Annotated in this window: 13 protein-coding genes; 10 read left to right on the top strand and 3 right to left on the bottom strand. The window is 72.6% G+C overall.

What is annotated here, in order from left to right:
• The first annotated feature begins 974 nt into the window (after positions 1-974).
• Together ACGWYJ_RS14270 and ACGWYJ_RS14265 are read left to right on the top strand one after the other, a co-directional pair.
• Positions 975-2,063, top strand: a complete 1,089-nt coding sequence (locus tag ACGWYJ_RS14270) for a hypothetical protein (protein WP_395106403.1) — start codon at positions 975-977, stop codon at positions 2,061-2,063.
• 138 nt (positions 2,064-2,201) lie between these two features.
• On the top strand, positions 2,202-3,359 hold the full coding sequence (locus ACGWYJ_RS14265) for an alkaline phosphatase PhoX (RefSeq protein ID WP_395106402.1): 1,158 nt from the start codon (positions 2,202-2,204) through the stop codon (positions 3,357-3,359).
• 82 nt (positions 3,360-3,441) lie between these two features.
• On the opposite strand, the gene ACGWYJ_RS14260 is transcribed toward ACGWYJ_RS14265, so the two are convergent.
• Both ACGWYJ_RS14260 and ACGWYJ_RS14255 read right to left on the bottom strand, forming a co-directional pair.
• A complete protein-coding gene (locus ACGWYJ_RS14260; RefSeq protein WP_395106401.1) occupies positions 3,442-4,377 on the bottom strand; it encodes an MBL fold metallo-hydrolase in 936 nt (311 codons plus the stop codon).
• A gap of 54 nt (positions 4,378-4,431) precedes the next feature.
• Positions 4,432-5,748: a DUF1015 family protein gene (locus ACGWYJ_RS14255; protein ID WP_395106400.1), complete on the bottom strand. Its 1,317-nt coding sequence runs from the start codon at positions 5,746-5,748 to the stop codon at positions 4,432-4,434.
• A 42-nt stretch (positions 5,749-5,790) separates the two neighbouring features.
• On the opposite strand from ACGWYJ_RS14255, the gene ACGWYJ_RS14250 reads away from it, so the two are divergent.
• Positions 5,791-6,240, top strand: a complete 450-nt coding sequence (locus tag ACGWYJ_RS14250) for a tetratricopeptide repeat protein (protein WP_395106399.1) — start codon at positions 5,791-5,793, stop codon at positions 6,238-6,240.
• Between the two features lie 81 nt (positions 6,241-6,321).
• Positions 6,322-7,341, top strand: coding sequence for an HAD-IIA family hydrolase (locus ACGWYJ_RS14245; RefSeq protein WP_395106411.1), 1,020 nt, complete (start codon positions 6,322-6,324; stop codon positions 7,339-7,341).
• Between the two features lie 24 nt (positions 7,342-7,365).
• Here the strand turns inward: ACGWYJ_RS14245 and ACGWYJ_RS14240 are convergent, their stop codons facing one another.
• Positions 7,366-7,707 carry an SCP2 sterol-binding domain-containing protein gene (locus ACGWYJ_RS14240; protein WP_395106398.1) on the bottom strand — a complete coding sequence of 114 codons (342 nt, stop codon included), beginning with the start codon at positions 7,705-7,707 and terminating at the stop codon, positions 7,366-7,368.
• A gap of 137 nt (positions 7,708-7,844) precedes the next feature.
• On the opposite strand from ACGWYJ_RS14240, the gene ACGWYJ_RS14235 reads away from it, so the two are divergent.
• The 6 genes from ACGWYJ_RS14235 (at position 7,845) to ACGWYJ_RS14210 (ending at position 14,535) form a co-directional block, all read left to right on the top strand.
• Positions 7,845-8,234 (top strand): hypothetical protein, encoded by a 390-nt coding sequence (locus tag ACGWYJ_RS14235; protein WP_395106397.1) that lies wholly within the window; start codon positions 7,845-7,847, stop codon positions 8,232-8,234.
• Positions 8,231-9,040 (top strand): TlyA family RNA methyltransferase, encoded by an 810-nt coding sequence (locus tag ACGWYJ_RS14230; RefSeq protein ID WP_395106396.1) that lies wholly within the window; start codon positions 8,231-8,233, stop codon positions 9,038-9,040. The genes ACGWYJ_RS14235 and ACGWYJ_RS14230 overlap by 4 nt, the downstream gene beginning before the upstream one ends.
• Before the next feature lie 57 nt (positions 9,041-9,097).
• Complete coding sequence (locus tag ACGWYJ_RS14225) at positions 9,098-10,054, top strand: NAD kinase (RefSeq protein WP_395106395.1); 957 nt, start codon at positions 9,098-9,100, stop codon at positions 10,052-10,054.
• 100 nt (positions 10,055-10,154) lie between these two features.
• Positions 10,155-11,852 carry a DNA repair protein RecN gene (recN, locus tag ACGWYJ_RS14220; RefSeq protein ID WP_395106394.1) on the top strand — a complete coding sequence of 566 codons (1,698 nt, stop codon included), beginning with the start codon at positions 10,155-10,157 and terminating at the stop codon, positions 11,850-11,852.
• A gap of 554 nt (positions 11,853-12,406) precedes the next feature.
• A complete protein-coding gene (gene steA / locus ACGWYJ_RS14215; RefSeq protein WP_395106410.1) occupies positions 12,407-13,582 on the top strand; it encodes a putative cytokinetic ring protein SteA in 1,176 nt (391 codons plus the stop codon).
• Positions 13,579-14,535: a copper transporter gene (locus ACGWYJ_RS14210; protein ID WP_395106393.1), complete on the top strand. Its 957-nt coding sequence runs from the start codon at positions 13,579-13,581 to the stop codon at positions 14,533-14,535. The genes steA and ACGWYJ_RS14210 overlap by 4 nt, the downstream gene beginning before the upstream one ends.
• Positions 14,536-14,537 lie beyond the last annotated feature (2 nt).

Below are 14,537 nucleotides of genomic sequence, written 5' to 3'. Positions count from 1 at the left end.
ATATATTGGTCGAGGGTCGCCCCCTTTCGGGGCGGCCCTCGACGCGTGTCTTGGACCTGCCAGAATGAGGCGCAGGTCTACAACCACCGAGAACAGTGACGGACGTGATGAGCGCGGAAGAGGACGGCCGCAGCGACGAGAACCGCGAGCGGCGTGGCAACGACGGGGGACGGGGTAAGCCACCTCGCCGCGGGAACGACGCCCGAAATGGCGGTCCTGGGTACCGCAAGGGCGGCGGCAGGCAGGACCGCGGCTCTGGTGGCGACCGGGGCCGCTCGTCCGGCACGGGCCGTCCTGGTTCGGGCGGTGGTTGGAAGGACCGTCAGCGCGGTGGGCGGGATGACCGCCGACCTGACCGGCCGTTCAGGCGTCCGGATGAGCGCCAGGGCTCGGGCGGCGCGCAGCCCGGATCCCGTGGACGGGATGGGTCTCCCACTGGAGGCCCGCGTGGAAAGCGTCCCGCAGGCGGTCCCCAGGGAGCCGGGGGATTCCAGCGGCGCCCCCAAGGAGGCCCGACCGGTGGCGGCTTCAAGGGCCGCAGTGGCGGGCCCCGTAGGGACGGTGCCGCCCGCCCTTCGCGAGATGACAGGTCCCGCAGGGACGACCGCCCAGGACGCCGCGACGAGCGTGCTTCCGAGGGCGGCCCGAGGGGGCGTGATGGCCGTCCCCAGCGCGATTTCTCCGCTCGGCGGGACGACCGGCAGCGCGGTACGGACCGCTACGAGCGTCCGGAACGGCAGAGTCGCGATGACCGGCCGCCACGGAGCGACCGGCCGCGCCGTGATGACCGTCCTGGAGGCGGACGCCGCTTCGAGGGCGGTCGTGACAAGCGTTACGGTGCGCGCGGTCCTCGGCAGGGGCAAGGGGGCGGTGGCAAGCGTGCCCATGGCCCGTCGCCCTCGCGGCGCCGTGAGGGCTTCCAGGCGCAGGAACGGCCCGCGCCGAAGCACGACGACCCGCTGCTGCCCGATGATGTGACCGGTGAGGAACTGGACGCGGAGGCGCGGGAGGAGCTGCGCACGCTGCCCCGGGACCTGGCGTCGCGCGTCGCGCGTCACCTGGTGATGGCGGGACGGCTCGCGGAGGAGGATCCCGAGACCGCGTACCGGCACGCCAAGGCGGCTCGCCGTGTCGCTTCGCGGGTCGGGCTGGTGCGTGAGGCCACCGGCATCGCGGCGTATCACGCGGGGGAGTGGGCGGACGCTCTCGCCGAGTTGCGGGCGGCTCGCCGCCTGAGCACGGCGGAGGACTCCTACCTCCCGATCATGGCGGACTGTGAGCGCGGCCTGGGGCGCCCCGAACGCGCGTTGGACCTCGCCAAGGCGCCGGAGGCGAAGAAGCTCGACCAGGCGGGGCGGGTGGAGCTGCGCATCGTGGAGTCGGGTGCGCGGCGTGACCTGGGTCAGTACGACGCGGCCGTGGTCACGTTGCAGGTGCCCGAGCTCAGGGACCGGCGGTTGCGGCCGTGGTCGGCACGGCTCTTCTACGCCTACGCCGACGCGTTGGTGGACGCCGATCGCCGGGACGAGGCCGCCGAATGGTTCGCTCGGGCCGCGGCGGCCGACCGTGAAGGCGACACCGACGCCGCCGAACGGTACGCGGAGCTTGAGGGGCTGCACATCCTCGACACCGAAGAGGACGAGGACGAGGCGCCCGCGTCCACTGAAGGAGCCGAGCCCGAGGACGTCGACGCGGCGCCGTCTCAGGAGGGTTCCGCCGCCGGTGACGTCCCCGAGGCGCCCGGCACCCCGGCCGAGGCTGAGGCGGACGCCGGTGATCCGGCGCGGCGGGAACCCGGCGACGTCGGGGCGGAGCGCGACGCTCCCGGCCCGACCGCGATCGAGTTCAAGGCGGCGCCGCCGGTCGAGGCCCCAGAAACGCCGCCGGCGGGTCCGGGCGAGGTCGAGGGCCATCAACCCTCCCCGGAGGTGCCCGAGGCGCCAACGGTCTTCCTGGAGCCGCAGGAGGCCGATCGGGACGCGCCCGAGGACGGCGCCGCCGGCCCTCCGGCCCATGGCGGCGACGGGGAGTCCGGCGAGCAGGCGCCTGAGACGAAGCCTTGATACGGAAGCCTTGACCGGTCTGGGTGATTCGCCTGATATTCACGAGGTCGTGGAATTTCGGGGGTGAGGGGGTCATCGACCGCTGATCGACTCCCTCGGAATCGGGACGATCTCGTGAGGTGCGTCATGCCCACCCCCTTGAACCGACGTGTCTTCCTCAGGGCCGCCGCGGTCGCCGGTGGCACGGCCGCCTTTTCGGGCGCGCTGTGGCAGCGGGCTTTGGCCGGGTCCGCTCAGCCCGGCCCCGGCCCGTACGGGGGCCTGCTGCCGGCCGACGCGAACGGCGTTCAGCTCCCCGCCGGGTTCACCAGCCGCATCGTCGCCCGCTCGCTGCGGCGCGTGCCGAATACGCGGTACATCTGGCACCCCGCGCCGGACGGCGGCGCGTGCTTCCGCGATGGCGACGGCTGGATCTATGTCAGCAATTCCGAGGTGCCCCTGGTAGGTGGCGCCTCCGCCATACGTTTCGCTGCGGACGGCACGGTCACGTCCGCGTACCGCATCCTGCTCGGCACCAGCATCAACTGTGCCGGTGGCGCCACCCCTTGGGGCACGTGGCTGTCCTGCGAGGAGCACGACATCGGCCTGGTGCACGAGACGGACCCGCGCGGCCAGCAGCCGGCCAGGGCACGCCCGGCCATGGGCCGGTTCAAGCATGAGGCCGCCGCCTGCGACCCAGAGCGCGGGGTCATCTACCTCACCGAGGACCAGTCGGACGGATGCTTCTACCGGTTCCGTCCGCAGACCTGGGGCGACCTGAGCGAGGGCACCCTCGAAGTGCTGCTGGGCTCGGGCACAGGCCCCGTCACCTGGGCGCGGGTCCCCTCGCCCCGCCTCTGGATAACGCCCACCCGCGAGCAGGTGTCCGGAGCGATGCGGTTCGACGGTGGCGAGGGCTGCTACTACACGAACGGCATCTGCTACTTCACCACCAAGGGCGACAACCGTGTCTGGGCGTACGACGCGGCCGCCCAGAGGCTCGACCTGGCGTACGACGACGACCTGGTGACCGGCGGAGAACCGCCGTTGACGGGTGTGGACAACATCACCGGCGCCGCCTCCGGGGACCTGTTCGTCGCCGAGGACGGCGGCAACATGGAGATCAACCTCATCACGCCGGACGGCACGGTCGCGCCCTTCCTGCGCGTCCTCGGACACGAGGAGTCCGAGATCACCGGCCCGGCCTTCTCACCCGATGGGACCCGCCTGTACTTCTCCTCCCAGCGCGGTGAGAGCGGCGTGTCCGCAGGCACGGACGGCTACACCTACGAGGTGACCGGCCCCTTCCGCCACTGACCCGGTCACTGACTCCGCTACTGACCCGCAGCCGCCGCCCGGGGCCGATTCGGGACGGGCGGCACTGGGTCCCAGCTCGCCCTTACCGGTCCTGCCGGTCCAGGGCGTGCATGATGCCCTGGACGTTGGACTCCGTGCCTTCGAGGATCTCGTACTTCGCGGTCTGCCCGGGGTCTGCCGCGTCCCAGTCGAAGGCGTAGCGCTCCCGGGTGCGGTCACGCACCATCGCCACCGCGTGGTCCAGGTCCAGGCCCGCGTCCCGCGCGTCCTTCACCATGTCCACCCAGATCCTCAGCTCCTCCGCGGACCGCTCCAGCGTGTCGTCCACCTCCGCCACCGGACCGTAGTGGGCGAACAGCAGGCGCTGGGGTCCCAGTTCCCGGAACTTGCGGAGCGAGCCGAGCGCCGTCTCCAGGTCGAAGTCCGGGGGTGGCGTGGCCGGTCTCAGATCCTTGGTCTCCGGTATGTAGACGCCGACGGCATCGCCCACGTACAGGTCGCCGGTCTGGGAGTCCAGCAGGCCGACGTGGTGCTTGGCATGCCCGGGGGAGTAGTAGGACTCCAGCCGCCTGCCCCCGCCCAGGTCGATGACCCCGGTCTCCTCGACGGCGTGGATCCTGGCCTGTTCCGTGGGTTTCAGCTCGCCGAACAGCGTGTCGAGCTTGTCCCCGTAGACCATCCTGGCGCTGCGCATGAGCCGCTCGGGCGACGCCAGGTGCCGCGCGCCCTTCTCATGCACCACGACTTGCGCCTCGGGATACATTTCGGCGATGTCGCCCACACCGCCCGCGTGGTCCAGGTGAATGTGGGTGACCACGACCGTCGCCAGATCGGCGGCGCCGACGCCCAACTCGTCCAGCGCCCGCCGCACGACCGGTGCGGAACCGGCCGTGCCCGGCTCCACCAGGCATGGCCGATCCGAAAGGATCAGGTATCCCGCCGTGATGCCGGGGTAGCCCGCCATCCGCGTGTCGATCTCGTAGACGCCGCCACCGAGGGGTGTGACCGTGGACTCCATCCGGCGATCATCGCGCGCCGACCGGCCATCCACAATCCGCGGGGCCTTCCACGGTCAGGGTTGGGAGAGGAGCCGCAGGACCAGACCCGTCCGAGGTTTGGGGCCGAAGGAGGTGGACTTCCGCGGGACGCGTTCGCCTTGGGCGGCTATGGCCAGGACTTCCTCGACCTTGAGGGGGTTGAGGATCACCGCGGTGCCGCCGGTGTGGCGGGCGCGGTTCAGGGCCAGCAGCGGGTCGTCGTGGACGACGTCGACGCTCTGTTCGTCCTCGGGCACCCGCCAGAGGTGCCTGATCAGGAGGTGGTCCAGTACGGCCGTGGAGAGGTGGCGCCAGCGTGCGGAGTGCTGCGCGGGCATGGTGCGTTCGAGGTAGGCCGGGGCGGGATTCGTGAGCAGGTAGGGTGACTCGCCGCCCGCGAGAAGGAACGCCGGGCCATCGGCGCTCTTCAGGGTGGGCAGGGCTTCCGGCCAGGAGAGCCGGGTCGTCTCGAAGGCTTTGGCGGCCAGCCGGAGGGCTCTCTCGGGCGGGAGGCTCGGCAGGACGCGGTGGATGGCGCCCAGGTGGGGCGGGTAACGCGTGGAATCGACCAGCAGGGCGAGGCCGTAGTCCCAGGGGTTGCCGGACCTCGGCGGGGTGGGGCTGTCCAAGGGCGTGTCGTTGTGGCGCGCTTGCAGGGCCCGGTAGGTGGCGTAGCGGTGGTGGCCGTCGGCGATGAGGGCCTGCCGGTGGTCCAGGTCCGCGGCGATACGGGCGTGCAGCGCCGGGTCGGTGATGCGCCAGAGCCGGTGCCGCTGGTCACCGGTGTGGAAGTCCATGAGCGGTGAGCCGTCGACCGCCTCGTCGATGATCTGCGAGGCGTCCCCGCCGCCCTCGTACACCAGGAAGATCGGCTCCAGGTTGGCGCGGGTCTCGATCATCAAAGCGAGCCGGTCGCGCACGGGTCCGGGATAGACGTTCTCGTGCGGGAGGATCACCCGGTCGCTCTCGGGACGCAGGCCCACGGCGCCGATGAGGCCGCGCTGACCCGCGGTCTCGTAGACGTAGAGCGCCGGGTCGGGGTCGCGGACGAGGGACCCGTCGTCCAGCCAGCGCCGGAGGGTGGCGGCCGCCTCGCCGTAGTCGGTGGGGAGCGTGATCCGGACGATGTTGTGGCCCCCGCCCGCCTTCAGCCGCTCGACCTGCTCGCGGTCCAGCAGGTCGTACGGGGGGCTGGTCACCGCCTCGGGGTCGATCGAGGGGGCGAACCGGACGCCGCGGAACGGCGCCAGCTCAAGGCCCGCCCCGGAGCGAGGGGCCGTCGTCCCGAAGATCCGGGCGCTGAACTCCTCCGGAGTCGGCCCGGAGGGGAGATCGCCGTCCACCGTGGGCATGCTAGCCAGCGAGGGATGCTCGGCGTCCGATGGGAGGTCCACATGAAGGTTCAAGGATCGGGACGGGCGGACGATTCCACCGGCGGCGATCCGAGTGGGCATCCCGACCCCGCCGGGCCGGGCGGCGGGGTGTACGAGTGGTACACGCGTGGTCTGCGGCTGCTGAGATCGGGGAGCGCGGCGGCCGCCGTCCAGGTGCTGTCGCGGGCGGCGGAGGCGGAGCCCCGCTCGCGTTCGATCCGTGAGGCCCTGGCCCGCGCGCAGTACGGGGCGCGGCAGTTCCAGGAGGCCGCCGACAATTTCCGGAGCATCGTCGAGGAGGACCCGGCCGAGGATTACGCCCTGTTCGGCCTGGGTCTTTCGCTGAGCCGCTTAGGCCAGTTCGAGCGAGCGGTGGAACCGCTGGCGCTCGCCGCCGCCATGCGCCCGGAGAACAAGGACTACGCCAACGCGCTGCGTCACGCCCGCGCCACGCTGAAATTCCGCCGGTGAGCAGCCTGGTGAGCAGGCTGGTGAGCAGGGTGCACTAAGGAGGGCTCTCGGGGCCTTTCGTACGATGCCGCGATGGACGCGATGAAGAGCAGTGACCGCCCGCTGAATGAGACCTACGACGTGGCCCTGCTCGATCTCGACGGTGTCGTCTACATCGGATACAAGGCCGTCCCCAAAGCGGTCGAAGCGCTGGAGAAGGCCCGTGCCGCAGGTCAGCGGCTCGCGTTCGTCACCAACAACGCCTCGCGGACGCCCTCGGCGGTCGCGTCGATCCTGACGGACGTGGGCGTGCCCGCAGGGGCGGAGGACGTCGTCACCTCGGCGCAGGCGGCGGCTCGCCTGCTCGCGGAGCGGCTGCCCGCGGGTTCCAAGGTGCTGGTCGTCGGTGGCATGGGGTTGCGGCAGGCGCTGTACGAGCAGGGGCTGCGACCTGTGTCCGTGGCCTCGGAACGCCCTGCCGCGGTGGTGCAGGGGTACGACCCCAGGCTGTCCTACGGCTTGATCGCGGAAGGCGCCAGGGCCGTACGGGACGGTGCGCTGTTCGTGGGCTCCAACGGGGACCTCACGATCCCCGGAGGCGGCGGGCGGATCCAGCCCGGCAATGGGGCGCTTCTCAGGGTCATCACCGCGGCCACCGGGGTGGAACCCATCGTCACGGGCAAACCCGAGCGGATCCTTCACCATGAGTCGACCCTGCGTACGGGTGCGCGGCGGCCGCTGGTGGTGGGCGACCGGCTCGACACCGACATCGAGGGCGCTTACAACGGCGGGTCCGACAGCCTGCTGGTGTTCACGGGCGTGACCGACCCGATGGACGTCCTGACCGCCCCGCCTCATCAACGCCCGACCTATCTCGCCCCTGACCTGACCGGCCTGCTCGTCCCGCATCCGGGGGTGAGGGTCGAGGACGGAGGCTTCCGTTGCGCGGGCTGGACGGCCCGCTGGAAGCGTGACCAGGTGGAGTTGACCGGCGACGGCGATGCCTACGACGGGCTGAGGGCGCTGGCCGGAGCCGCCTGGAGCCGTGAGATACCGCCACCGGCGGCGGCCCTGAGCACGGCTCTGCGGCGGCTGTTCGACGGTGGCCCGTCCCGGCATTGACTTCGTTCCCCTTACGGGGAGCGGTCAGAGCAGCTTGCGCAGCCGCAGCAGGTCCAGGAAACTCGCCTCGATCTTGAGGCGGCCGCTCGCCCACGCCTTGGCGGGGTTCAGCTCGTCATGCGCGAGCGCGACCAGGTCGTCGCTCGCCACCGTCAGCCTGACCTGGGCGTCCTCGGGCGTGTCGGTGAGCTCGAACGGGTCAAGGCCGCCCGCGTGGATCCTCGTCAGGTAGGCGAGCCGCAGATCGGTGATCCGGCAGCTGATCGTCCGCTCGACGATGTGCTCGGCCAGCCGGTCGCCGTCCACCTCCGCGAGACGCCGCGAGATCCGGTCGAGCGCGCCGCGGCACTCCTCCTCGTTCGCCATGGTCAGGCTGTTCCCCGTTCGATCGACAACGATGTCGTGAAGGGACGGTAGCGTTCTGACTGGGCCCGAAGCGACTCGCCATAGACGATGAGACCTTCGATGGAGCCTTTGATGGGGCCCTCTGGGAGGAGACGAGCATGTCCGACGAGGCGGCGGGGGAGCCCGTGGAGGAGCCGCCCCCGCCCTTCCCGCCACCCGCCGGTACGGAGAGCGCCGGGAGGCTCCCCGGCCCGCCCCCCGCGACGCCCGTGATCCCGTCCCCGCGTCCGGGCGAGACGGTGGTGGTGGAGCCGACCGGAGACCCCCGGGTGGACGAGGTGCTGGCCCGGCTCGGCGAGCTGAACACGGCGCCGGTGGCCGAGCACGTGGCGGTCTTCGAGGAGATACATCAGCGGCTCCAGGAACTGCTGGCCTCCGCGGACCAGCAGGAGGAGCCCCGGCCGCCCGTCCCCCGGCCCGCCGGCGCGTGGCGGACGGCCATGGCAGGGCAGGGCGCGCCGCCGGAGGGGCACGGTCGGCGGACATGACGCGCCGCAGGCTGGACGCCGAGCTGGTCCGGCGCCGCCTGGCCCGGTCCCGCGAGCACGCCGCCGAACTGATCGCCGATGGCCGGGTACGGGTCGGAGGGCGGCCGGCCGGCAAGGCCGCCACGCAGGTCGAGGCGGGAGCGGCGATCGTCGTGGACACCGCCGACGCCGGTCCCGAGTACGTCTCGCGGGGCGGGCACAAGCTGGCGGGCGCGCTGGAGGCGTTCTCCGATCTCAAGGTCGCGGGCCGGATCTGCCTCGACGCGGGCGCGTCCACCGGCGGGTTCACCGACGTGCTGCTGCGGGCCGGGGCCGCGCACGTCTACGCGGTGGACGTGGGACGGGCCCAGATCGCCTGGTCGCTGCGCACCGACGACCGGGTGACCGTCCTCGAACGGACCAACGTCCGCGACCTGACCCCCGAGATGCTGGGGCAGCCCGAGGCGGAGCCGCCGGGGTTAGTGGTGGCCGACCTGTCGTTCATCTCGCTGCGCCTGGTGCTGGAGCCCATCCGGCGCTGCGTGGAGCCGGGCGCCGATTACGCGATGATGGTCAAACCCCAGTTCGAGGTGGGCAAGGACCGTGTGGGCGCGGGCGGCGTCGTACGCGACCCCGGGTTGCGGGCCGACGCGGTGCGCGGTGTGGCGGAGCACGCGGCGACCCTGGGCCTGGGCGTGCTGGGAGTGACCGCGAGCCCGCTTCCCGGCCCGGCCGGGAACGTGGAGTACTTCCTGTGGCTGCGGGCCGGAGCGCCGCCTTTGGACGAGGCCGACCTGGAACGCGCGGTCGCCGAGGGGCCGCAGTGATCCTGAGCGCCGTGCCGGACGTAGAAGCGGGCGTGAACGTTACAACGGAGCGTGTGCATGGGTGAGAGATCGGTGCTGGTCGTCACCCATACGGGACGGCCCGAGGCCGTGCGGAGCGCGCAGCTGGTGATCGAGCGTCTCACCCAGGCGGGCATCACGGTGCGGATGCTCGAGAACGAGGCACGGGACATCGGCCGCGCCGACGTGGACGTCCGGCCGGGCGACGCGGCGGCCGAGGAGGCCGAGGTCGTGATCGTGCTCGGCGGCGACGGGACGCTGCTGCGCGCCGCCGACCTGGCGCGGCCCGCCGGAACCCCGCTGCTCGGGGTCAACCTCGGGCACGTGGGGTTCCTGGCCGAGGCCGAGCGGGAGGACCTCACCGCGACCGTCGACCGGGTCGTCAGCCGCCGCTTCGAGGTCGAGGAACGGATGACCATCGACGTCGAGGTCCGGCTGAACGGCGGCGGCTGGAACACCTGGGCCCTGAACGAGGTCACCGTGGAGAAGGCCGAACGGGAGCGGATGCTGGAGGTCGTCGCCGAGATCGACGGCCGCCCCCTGTCGGCCTGGGGCTGCGACGGGGTGGTGTGCGCCACCCCGACCGGCTCGACCGCGTACGCGTTCTCCGCGGGCGGCCCGGTGGTGTGGCCCGAGGTGGAGGCGATGCTGGTCGTCCCCATCAGCGCGCACGCCCTGTTCGCGCGCCCGCTGGTGGTGTCGCCCCGGTCGGCGGTGGCGATCGAGGTGCTGCCGGACACGCCGCGCGCGGTGCTGTGGTGCGACGGCCGCCGCACCCTCGACCTGCCGCCCGGCGCGCGCGTGGAGGTGCGCAGGGGCGCCGAGCCGGTCCGGCTCGCGCGGCTGCACCCGATCCCGTTCACCGACCGGCTGGTGACCAAGTTCGGGCTGCCGGTGACGGGCTGGCGCGGCCGCGGGCGAAGCCGTGTCCGCGACGCCGTCCCGCCGCCCCCGCTGCACGACCCGGGCCGGGACGATCCTGCCGGACGGCCGTGACCTGGGCGGACATCCGCGGGGCCTGGAGGGGCGATAACCTCACCACCGAGGCGCCATACCGGGACTGGTTTTGCGAGGGGTTGTGACGCTGGTGCGTCCGATGGTCGATGAGGTGCGGATCGAGGGCCTCGGTGTGATCGACGAGGCCGTGCTCGATCTGTCCCCTGGGTTCAACGTCGTCACCGGTGAGACCGGGGCGGGCAAGACCATGGTGGTCACCAGCCTGGGACTGCTGTTCGGCGGCCGCGCCGACCCGCAGCGGGTCCGGCCGGGCGCGGAGCGGGCCACGGTCGAGGGCCGGATCGTGGTGGAACCGGGCGGCCGGGTGGCCGAGCGGGTCGAAGAGGCCGGCGGGGAGCTGGACGACGGGGCCCTGATCGTGACCCGGTCGGTGTCGGCCGAGGGCCGGTCCCGCGCCTTCCTCGGCGGCCGGTCCGTCCCGGTCAGCCTGCTGATCAACCTGGCGGACGAGCTGGTGGCGGTGCACGGCCAGTCCGACCAGCAGCGGCTCCTGCAGGCGGGCCGCCAGCGGGGCGCGCTGGACCGGTACGCGGGCGAGGCCGTGGCCGGGCCGCTGCGCGCCTACACCGCGACCTACGACCGGCACCGCAAGGTCACCGCGCTGCTGGAGGAGCTGACGACCCGGGCGAAGGAGCGGCGGCAGGAGGCCGACGTGCTCCGGTTCGGCCTGGAGGAGATCGAGAAGGCCGATCCGAAGCCGGGCGAGGACGAGGAGCTGGCGGCCGAGGAGGACCGGCTCGGGCACGCCGACGCCCTGCGCGGCGCCGCCGACGGCGCGCACGAGGCGCTGCTGGGCGACCCGTCCGCCGCGTTCGAGGCCGCGAACGTGGTGAGCCTGCTGGGCACCGCGCGCAACGCGCTGGACGCCGTCCGCGACCATGACCCGGCCCTGGCCGCGCTGGCCGACCGGCTCGCCGAGGCCGGCTACCTGGTCTCCGACGTGGCCACCGAGCTGGCCGCCTACGCCGAGTCGATCGACGCCGACCCGGCGCGGCTGGCGGTCGTCCAGGAGCGCCGCGCCGAGCTGACCGGGCTGACCCGCAAGTACGGGCAGTCGCTGAACGAGGTGCTGGAGTGGGCGCGGACGGCCGCGGCGCGGCTCACCGAGCTGGAGGGCGACGACGACCGGATCGAGGGCCTGCGCGCCGAGCACGCCGAGCTGACCGAACGGCTGGAGAGGGAGGCGGCCGAGCTGACCGCGGTCCGGACCGCGGCGGCCGAGCGGTTCTCCGCCGCCGTCACCGAGGAGCTGACCGCGCTGGCCATGCCGCACGCGAGGGTCGATGTCGCGGTGACCCCGACCGGCGAGTACGGACCGCACGGCGCGGACGAGGTGGAGGTGCGGCTCGCCCCGCATCCCGGGGCCAAGCCGCTGCCCCTGCACAAGGGCGCCTCGGGCGGCGAGCTGTCCCGGGTGATGCTGGCGATCGAGGTGGTGTTCGCGGGCGCCGACCCCGTGCCGACGTTCGTGTTCGACGAGGTCGACGCGGGTGTGGGCGGCAAGGCCGCCGTGGAGATCGGGCGGCGCCTGGCACGGCTCGCGCGCAACGCCCAGGTGATCGTCGTCACACACCTTCCGCAGGTCGCGGCGTTCGCCGACCAGCATCTGCTGGTGGAGAAGTCCGACGACGGCACCGTCACCCGCAGCGGCGTCACCGCCCTCGACCGGGAGGGGCGGGTGCGCGAGCTGTCCCGGATGCTGGCCGGCCTGGAGGACTCCGAGCTCGGCCGCGCCCACGCCGAGGAACTGCTCGAACTCGCCGCCCAGGAGCGATAGCCTCCCTGTCCGGACGACCTCGCCGGGGCCGCGGCCGGCGCCGCCGGGGAACCCGGGCGGCTCCCAGGGCGTCGAAACGCACTGGGCGATCCCGGCGAGCCTTCCCGAGCGCGCCGCCCCGCCGGGGAACGTCCCGATCGCGGTCGAGGGTGCGCGAGCGAACACGCCTGATCGCTCGTCGTTGCGGAAGTCCGCTCGCGCGCTCTGGCAGGATGGCAGTGATGAACGACCCGTCTCCGATCACCGAGCGGCGCTCCCGCCCGCCCGGGCCGCCGGAACCGTCCGAGCGCCCCGGGCCGCACGAGCGCGCAGGTCAGCGACCCGTCGCGGAGCCGGAGACGGACCCCGGCGCCGACCTGACGGCCGGGAGGACCGCGACCGAGACCACCGGGATCACCGAGACCACCGGGATCACCGAGACCACCGGGATCAGAGAGACGACCGAGATCACCCGGACCGGCGGGACCACACGCACCACGGACGGCACCGGCACGACCGGGCGGCGGTGGAACGGCGGCCTGAAGCGGGTGAGGCTTCCCGGGCGGCGCCGCCCCTTGCGGTCGCTGGTCTGGCGGCCCGGCCGGGAGGACGGCCGCAACGGCGCCACGGTGCGGCTCGACCGGCGCACCAAGAACCTCACCAAGCGCCTGCAGCCGGGCGACATCGCCGTGATCGACCATGTGGACCTCGACAGGGTCAGCGCCGAGGCGCTGGTGTCCTGCGGGGTGGCCGCCGTGGTGAACGTGGCGCCCAGCATCTCCGGCCGGTACCCGAACCTGGGGCCGCAGATCCTGATCGACGCGGGCATCCCGCTGATCGACGACGTGGGCCCGGAGATCTTCGCGCGGCTGAGCGAGGGCGACGTGGTCCGGATCGAGGACGGGGTGGTGTACCGGGGCGGCGAGGTCGTCGCCAAGGGCACCGCGCAGGACGCCGCGACCGTCGAGGCGTCCCTCACCGAGGCCAAGGCCGGCCTGTCGCACCAGCTCGAAGCGTTCGCGCTCAACACGGTGGAGTACGTCAAGCACGAGCGCGACCTGCTGATCGACGGGATCGGCGTCCCGGACGTGCGCACCAGGATCGAGGGCAGGCACGCGCTGATCGTGGTGCGCGGCTACCACTACCGTGAGGACATCGCGGTGCTGCGCCCCTACATCCGCGAGCACCGCCCGGTGCTGATCGGGGTGGACGGCGGCGCGGACGCGCTGCTGGAGGCCGGCTACCGGCCCGACATGATCGTCGGCGATATGGACTCGGTCTCCGACAACGCGCTGACCTGCGGCGCGGAGATCGTCGTGCACGCCTACCGGGACGGCCGGGCGCCCGGCCTGGAACGGGTGAAGGCCCTGGACCGGGAGGCGGTGGTGTTCCCCGCCACGGCCACCAGCGAGGACATCGCGATGCTGCTCGCCGACGACAAGGGCGCCACCCTCATCGTCGCGGTCGGCACGCACGCCAACATGATGGAGTTCCTCGACAAGGGCCGGGCCGGGATGGCCAGCACCTTCCTCACCCGGCAGCGGGTGGGCAGCAAGCTGGTCGAGCCGAAGGGCGTCAGCCAGCTCTACCGCAGCCGCATCTCCACCTCGTCCCTGCTGTTCCTGGTGCTCGGCGCGTTCATCGCCATGACCACCGCCGTGTTCATGTCGCCCGCGGGCGACGTGATCCGGCCGCTGCTGGCGGACCGCTGGCACGCCTTCGTCTTCTGGCTGACCGGACTCTTCACGTGATCGATTTCCGTTACCACCTCGTCTCCATCGTCGCGATCTTCCTGGCGCTGGCGCTGGGCATCATCCTGGGCTCCACCACGCTGTCGCAGTCGGTGACCAAGGGCCTGCAACGGCAGACCTCGTCCCTGGCCAGGAGCAACGAGGAGCTGCGCCAGTCGCAGGCCCGGATGGAGGCCCAGCTCAAGGGCGACGAGAGCTTCGCCAGGGCGATGGGCCCGCAGCTGGTCGCGGACCGGCTGAACGGCCAGTCGGTGGTGTTCGTGGAGACGCCCGGGGCGAGCAACGACAGCATCGAGCAGCTCAGCGCGCTGGCCAAGAGCGCGGGCGCCACCGTGACCGGCCGTGTCACCGTCCAGAAGAAGTTCCTGGACGACAACCAGACCGGCACCATCGACGAGCTGGCCACGCAGCTGAGGCCGCCCGCGATGGCGTTCCCGGAGGGCTCGGGGCCCTACGAGAAGGCGGCGGCGGTGCTGGCGTCCGCCGTGGTGACCCGGGACGGCGCGATGACGGGACGGGAGGACGCCTCGGCCGCGTCCGTCCTGGGCGGTTTCCGGCAGGCGGGTTACGTGACCGTCAGCGGCAAGCCCGGCCAGCATGCGACACTCGCCGTCATGATCGCGCCCTCGTCGCTGTACGCCTACGAGGGCGGCGACTCCGACAACCGGGCGCTGCTGGCGCTGGCGGCGGCCCTGGACGGCACGGGACGCGGCACGGTGGTCGGCGGGCCGTCCACCGCCGCGCAGAAGGGCGGGCTGATCGCGGCGCTGCGCGACTCGGACACGGTCAAGTCTGTGTCGTCCCAGGACACCGTGGACACCGCCTCGGGCCAGGTGGTGACGATCCTGGCGCTGCAGAACGAGCTGAGCGGGCGGTCCGGCCGGTACGGGACGGGCTCGGGAGTCAACGGGTACCTGCCCTCGCCGGTGCCCGCCGCCGGAGGGAACGGGTGAGC

It is taken from the genome of Actinomadura sp. SCN-SB (assembly GCF_043906805.1).
Lineage (GTDB): Bacteria > Actinomycetota > Actinomycetes > Streptosporangiales > Streptosporangiaceae > Spirillospora.
This window is presented reverse-complemented; position numbering and strand designations above follow the sequence as displayed.

What these genes read in the sequence shown, in the direction of transcription:
- ACGWYJ_RS14245 (WP_395106411.1), top strand. Translation starts at nt 6,322, where the DNA reads ATGAAGAGCAGTGACCGCCCGCTGAATGAGACCTACGACGTGGCCCTG.
- ACGWYJ_RS14235 (WP_395106397.1), top strand. Translation starts at nt 7,845, where the DNA reads ATGTCCGACGAGGCGGCGGGGGAGCCCGTGGAGGAGCCGCCCCCGCCC.
- ACGWYJ_RS14260 (WP_395106401.1), bottom strand. Translation starts at nt 4,377, where the DNA reads ATGGAGTCCACGGTCACACCCCTCGGTGGCGGCGTCTACGAGATCGAC.
- ACGWYJ_RS14225 (WP_395106395.1), top strand. Translation starts at nt 9,098, where the DNA reads ATGGGTGAGAGATCGGTGCTGGTCGTCACCCATACGGGACGGCCCGAG.
- ACGWYJ_RS14230 (WP_395106396.1), top strand. Translation starts at nt 8,231, where the DNA reads ATGACGCGCCGCAGGCTGGACGCCGAGCTGGTCCGGCGCCGCCTGGCC.
- recN (WP_395106394.1), top strand. Translation starts at nt 10,155, where the DNA reads ATGGTCGATGAGGTGCGGATCGAGGGCCTCGGTGTGATCGACGAGGCC.
- ACGWYJ_RS14255 (WP_395106400.1), bottom strand. Translation starts at nt 5,748, where the DNA reads ATGCCCACGGTGGACGGCGATCTCCCCTCCGGGCCGACTCCGGAGGAG.
- ACGWYJ_RS14250 (WP_395106399.1), top strand. Translation starts at nt 5,791, where the DNA reads ATGAAGGTTCAAGGATCGGGACGGGCGGACGATTCCACCGGCGGCGAT.
- ACGWYJ_RS14240 (WP_395106398.1), bottom strand. Translation starts at nt 7,707, where the DNA reads ATGGCGAACGAGGAGGAGTGCCGCGGCGCGCTCGACCGGATCTCGCGG.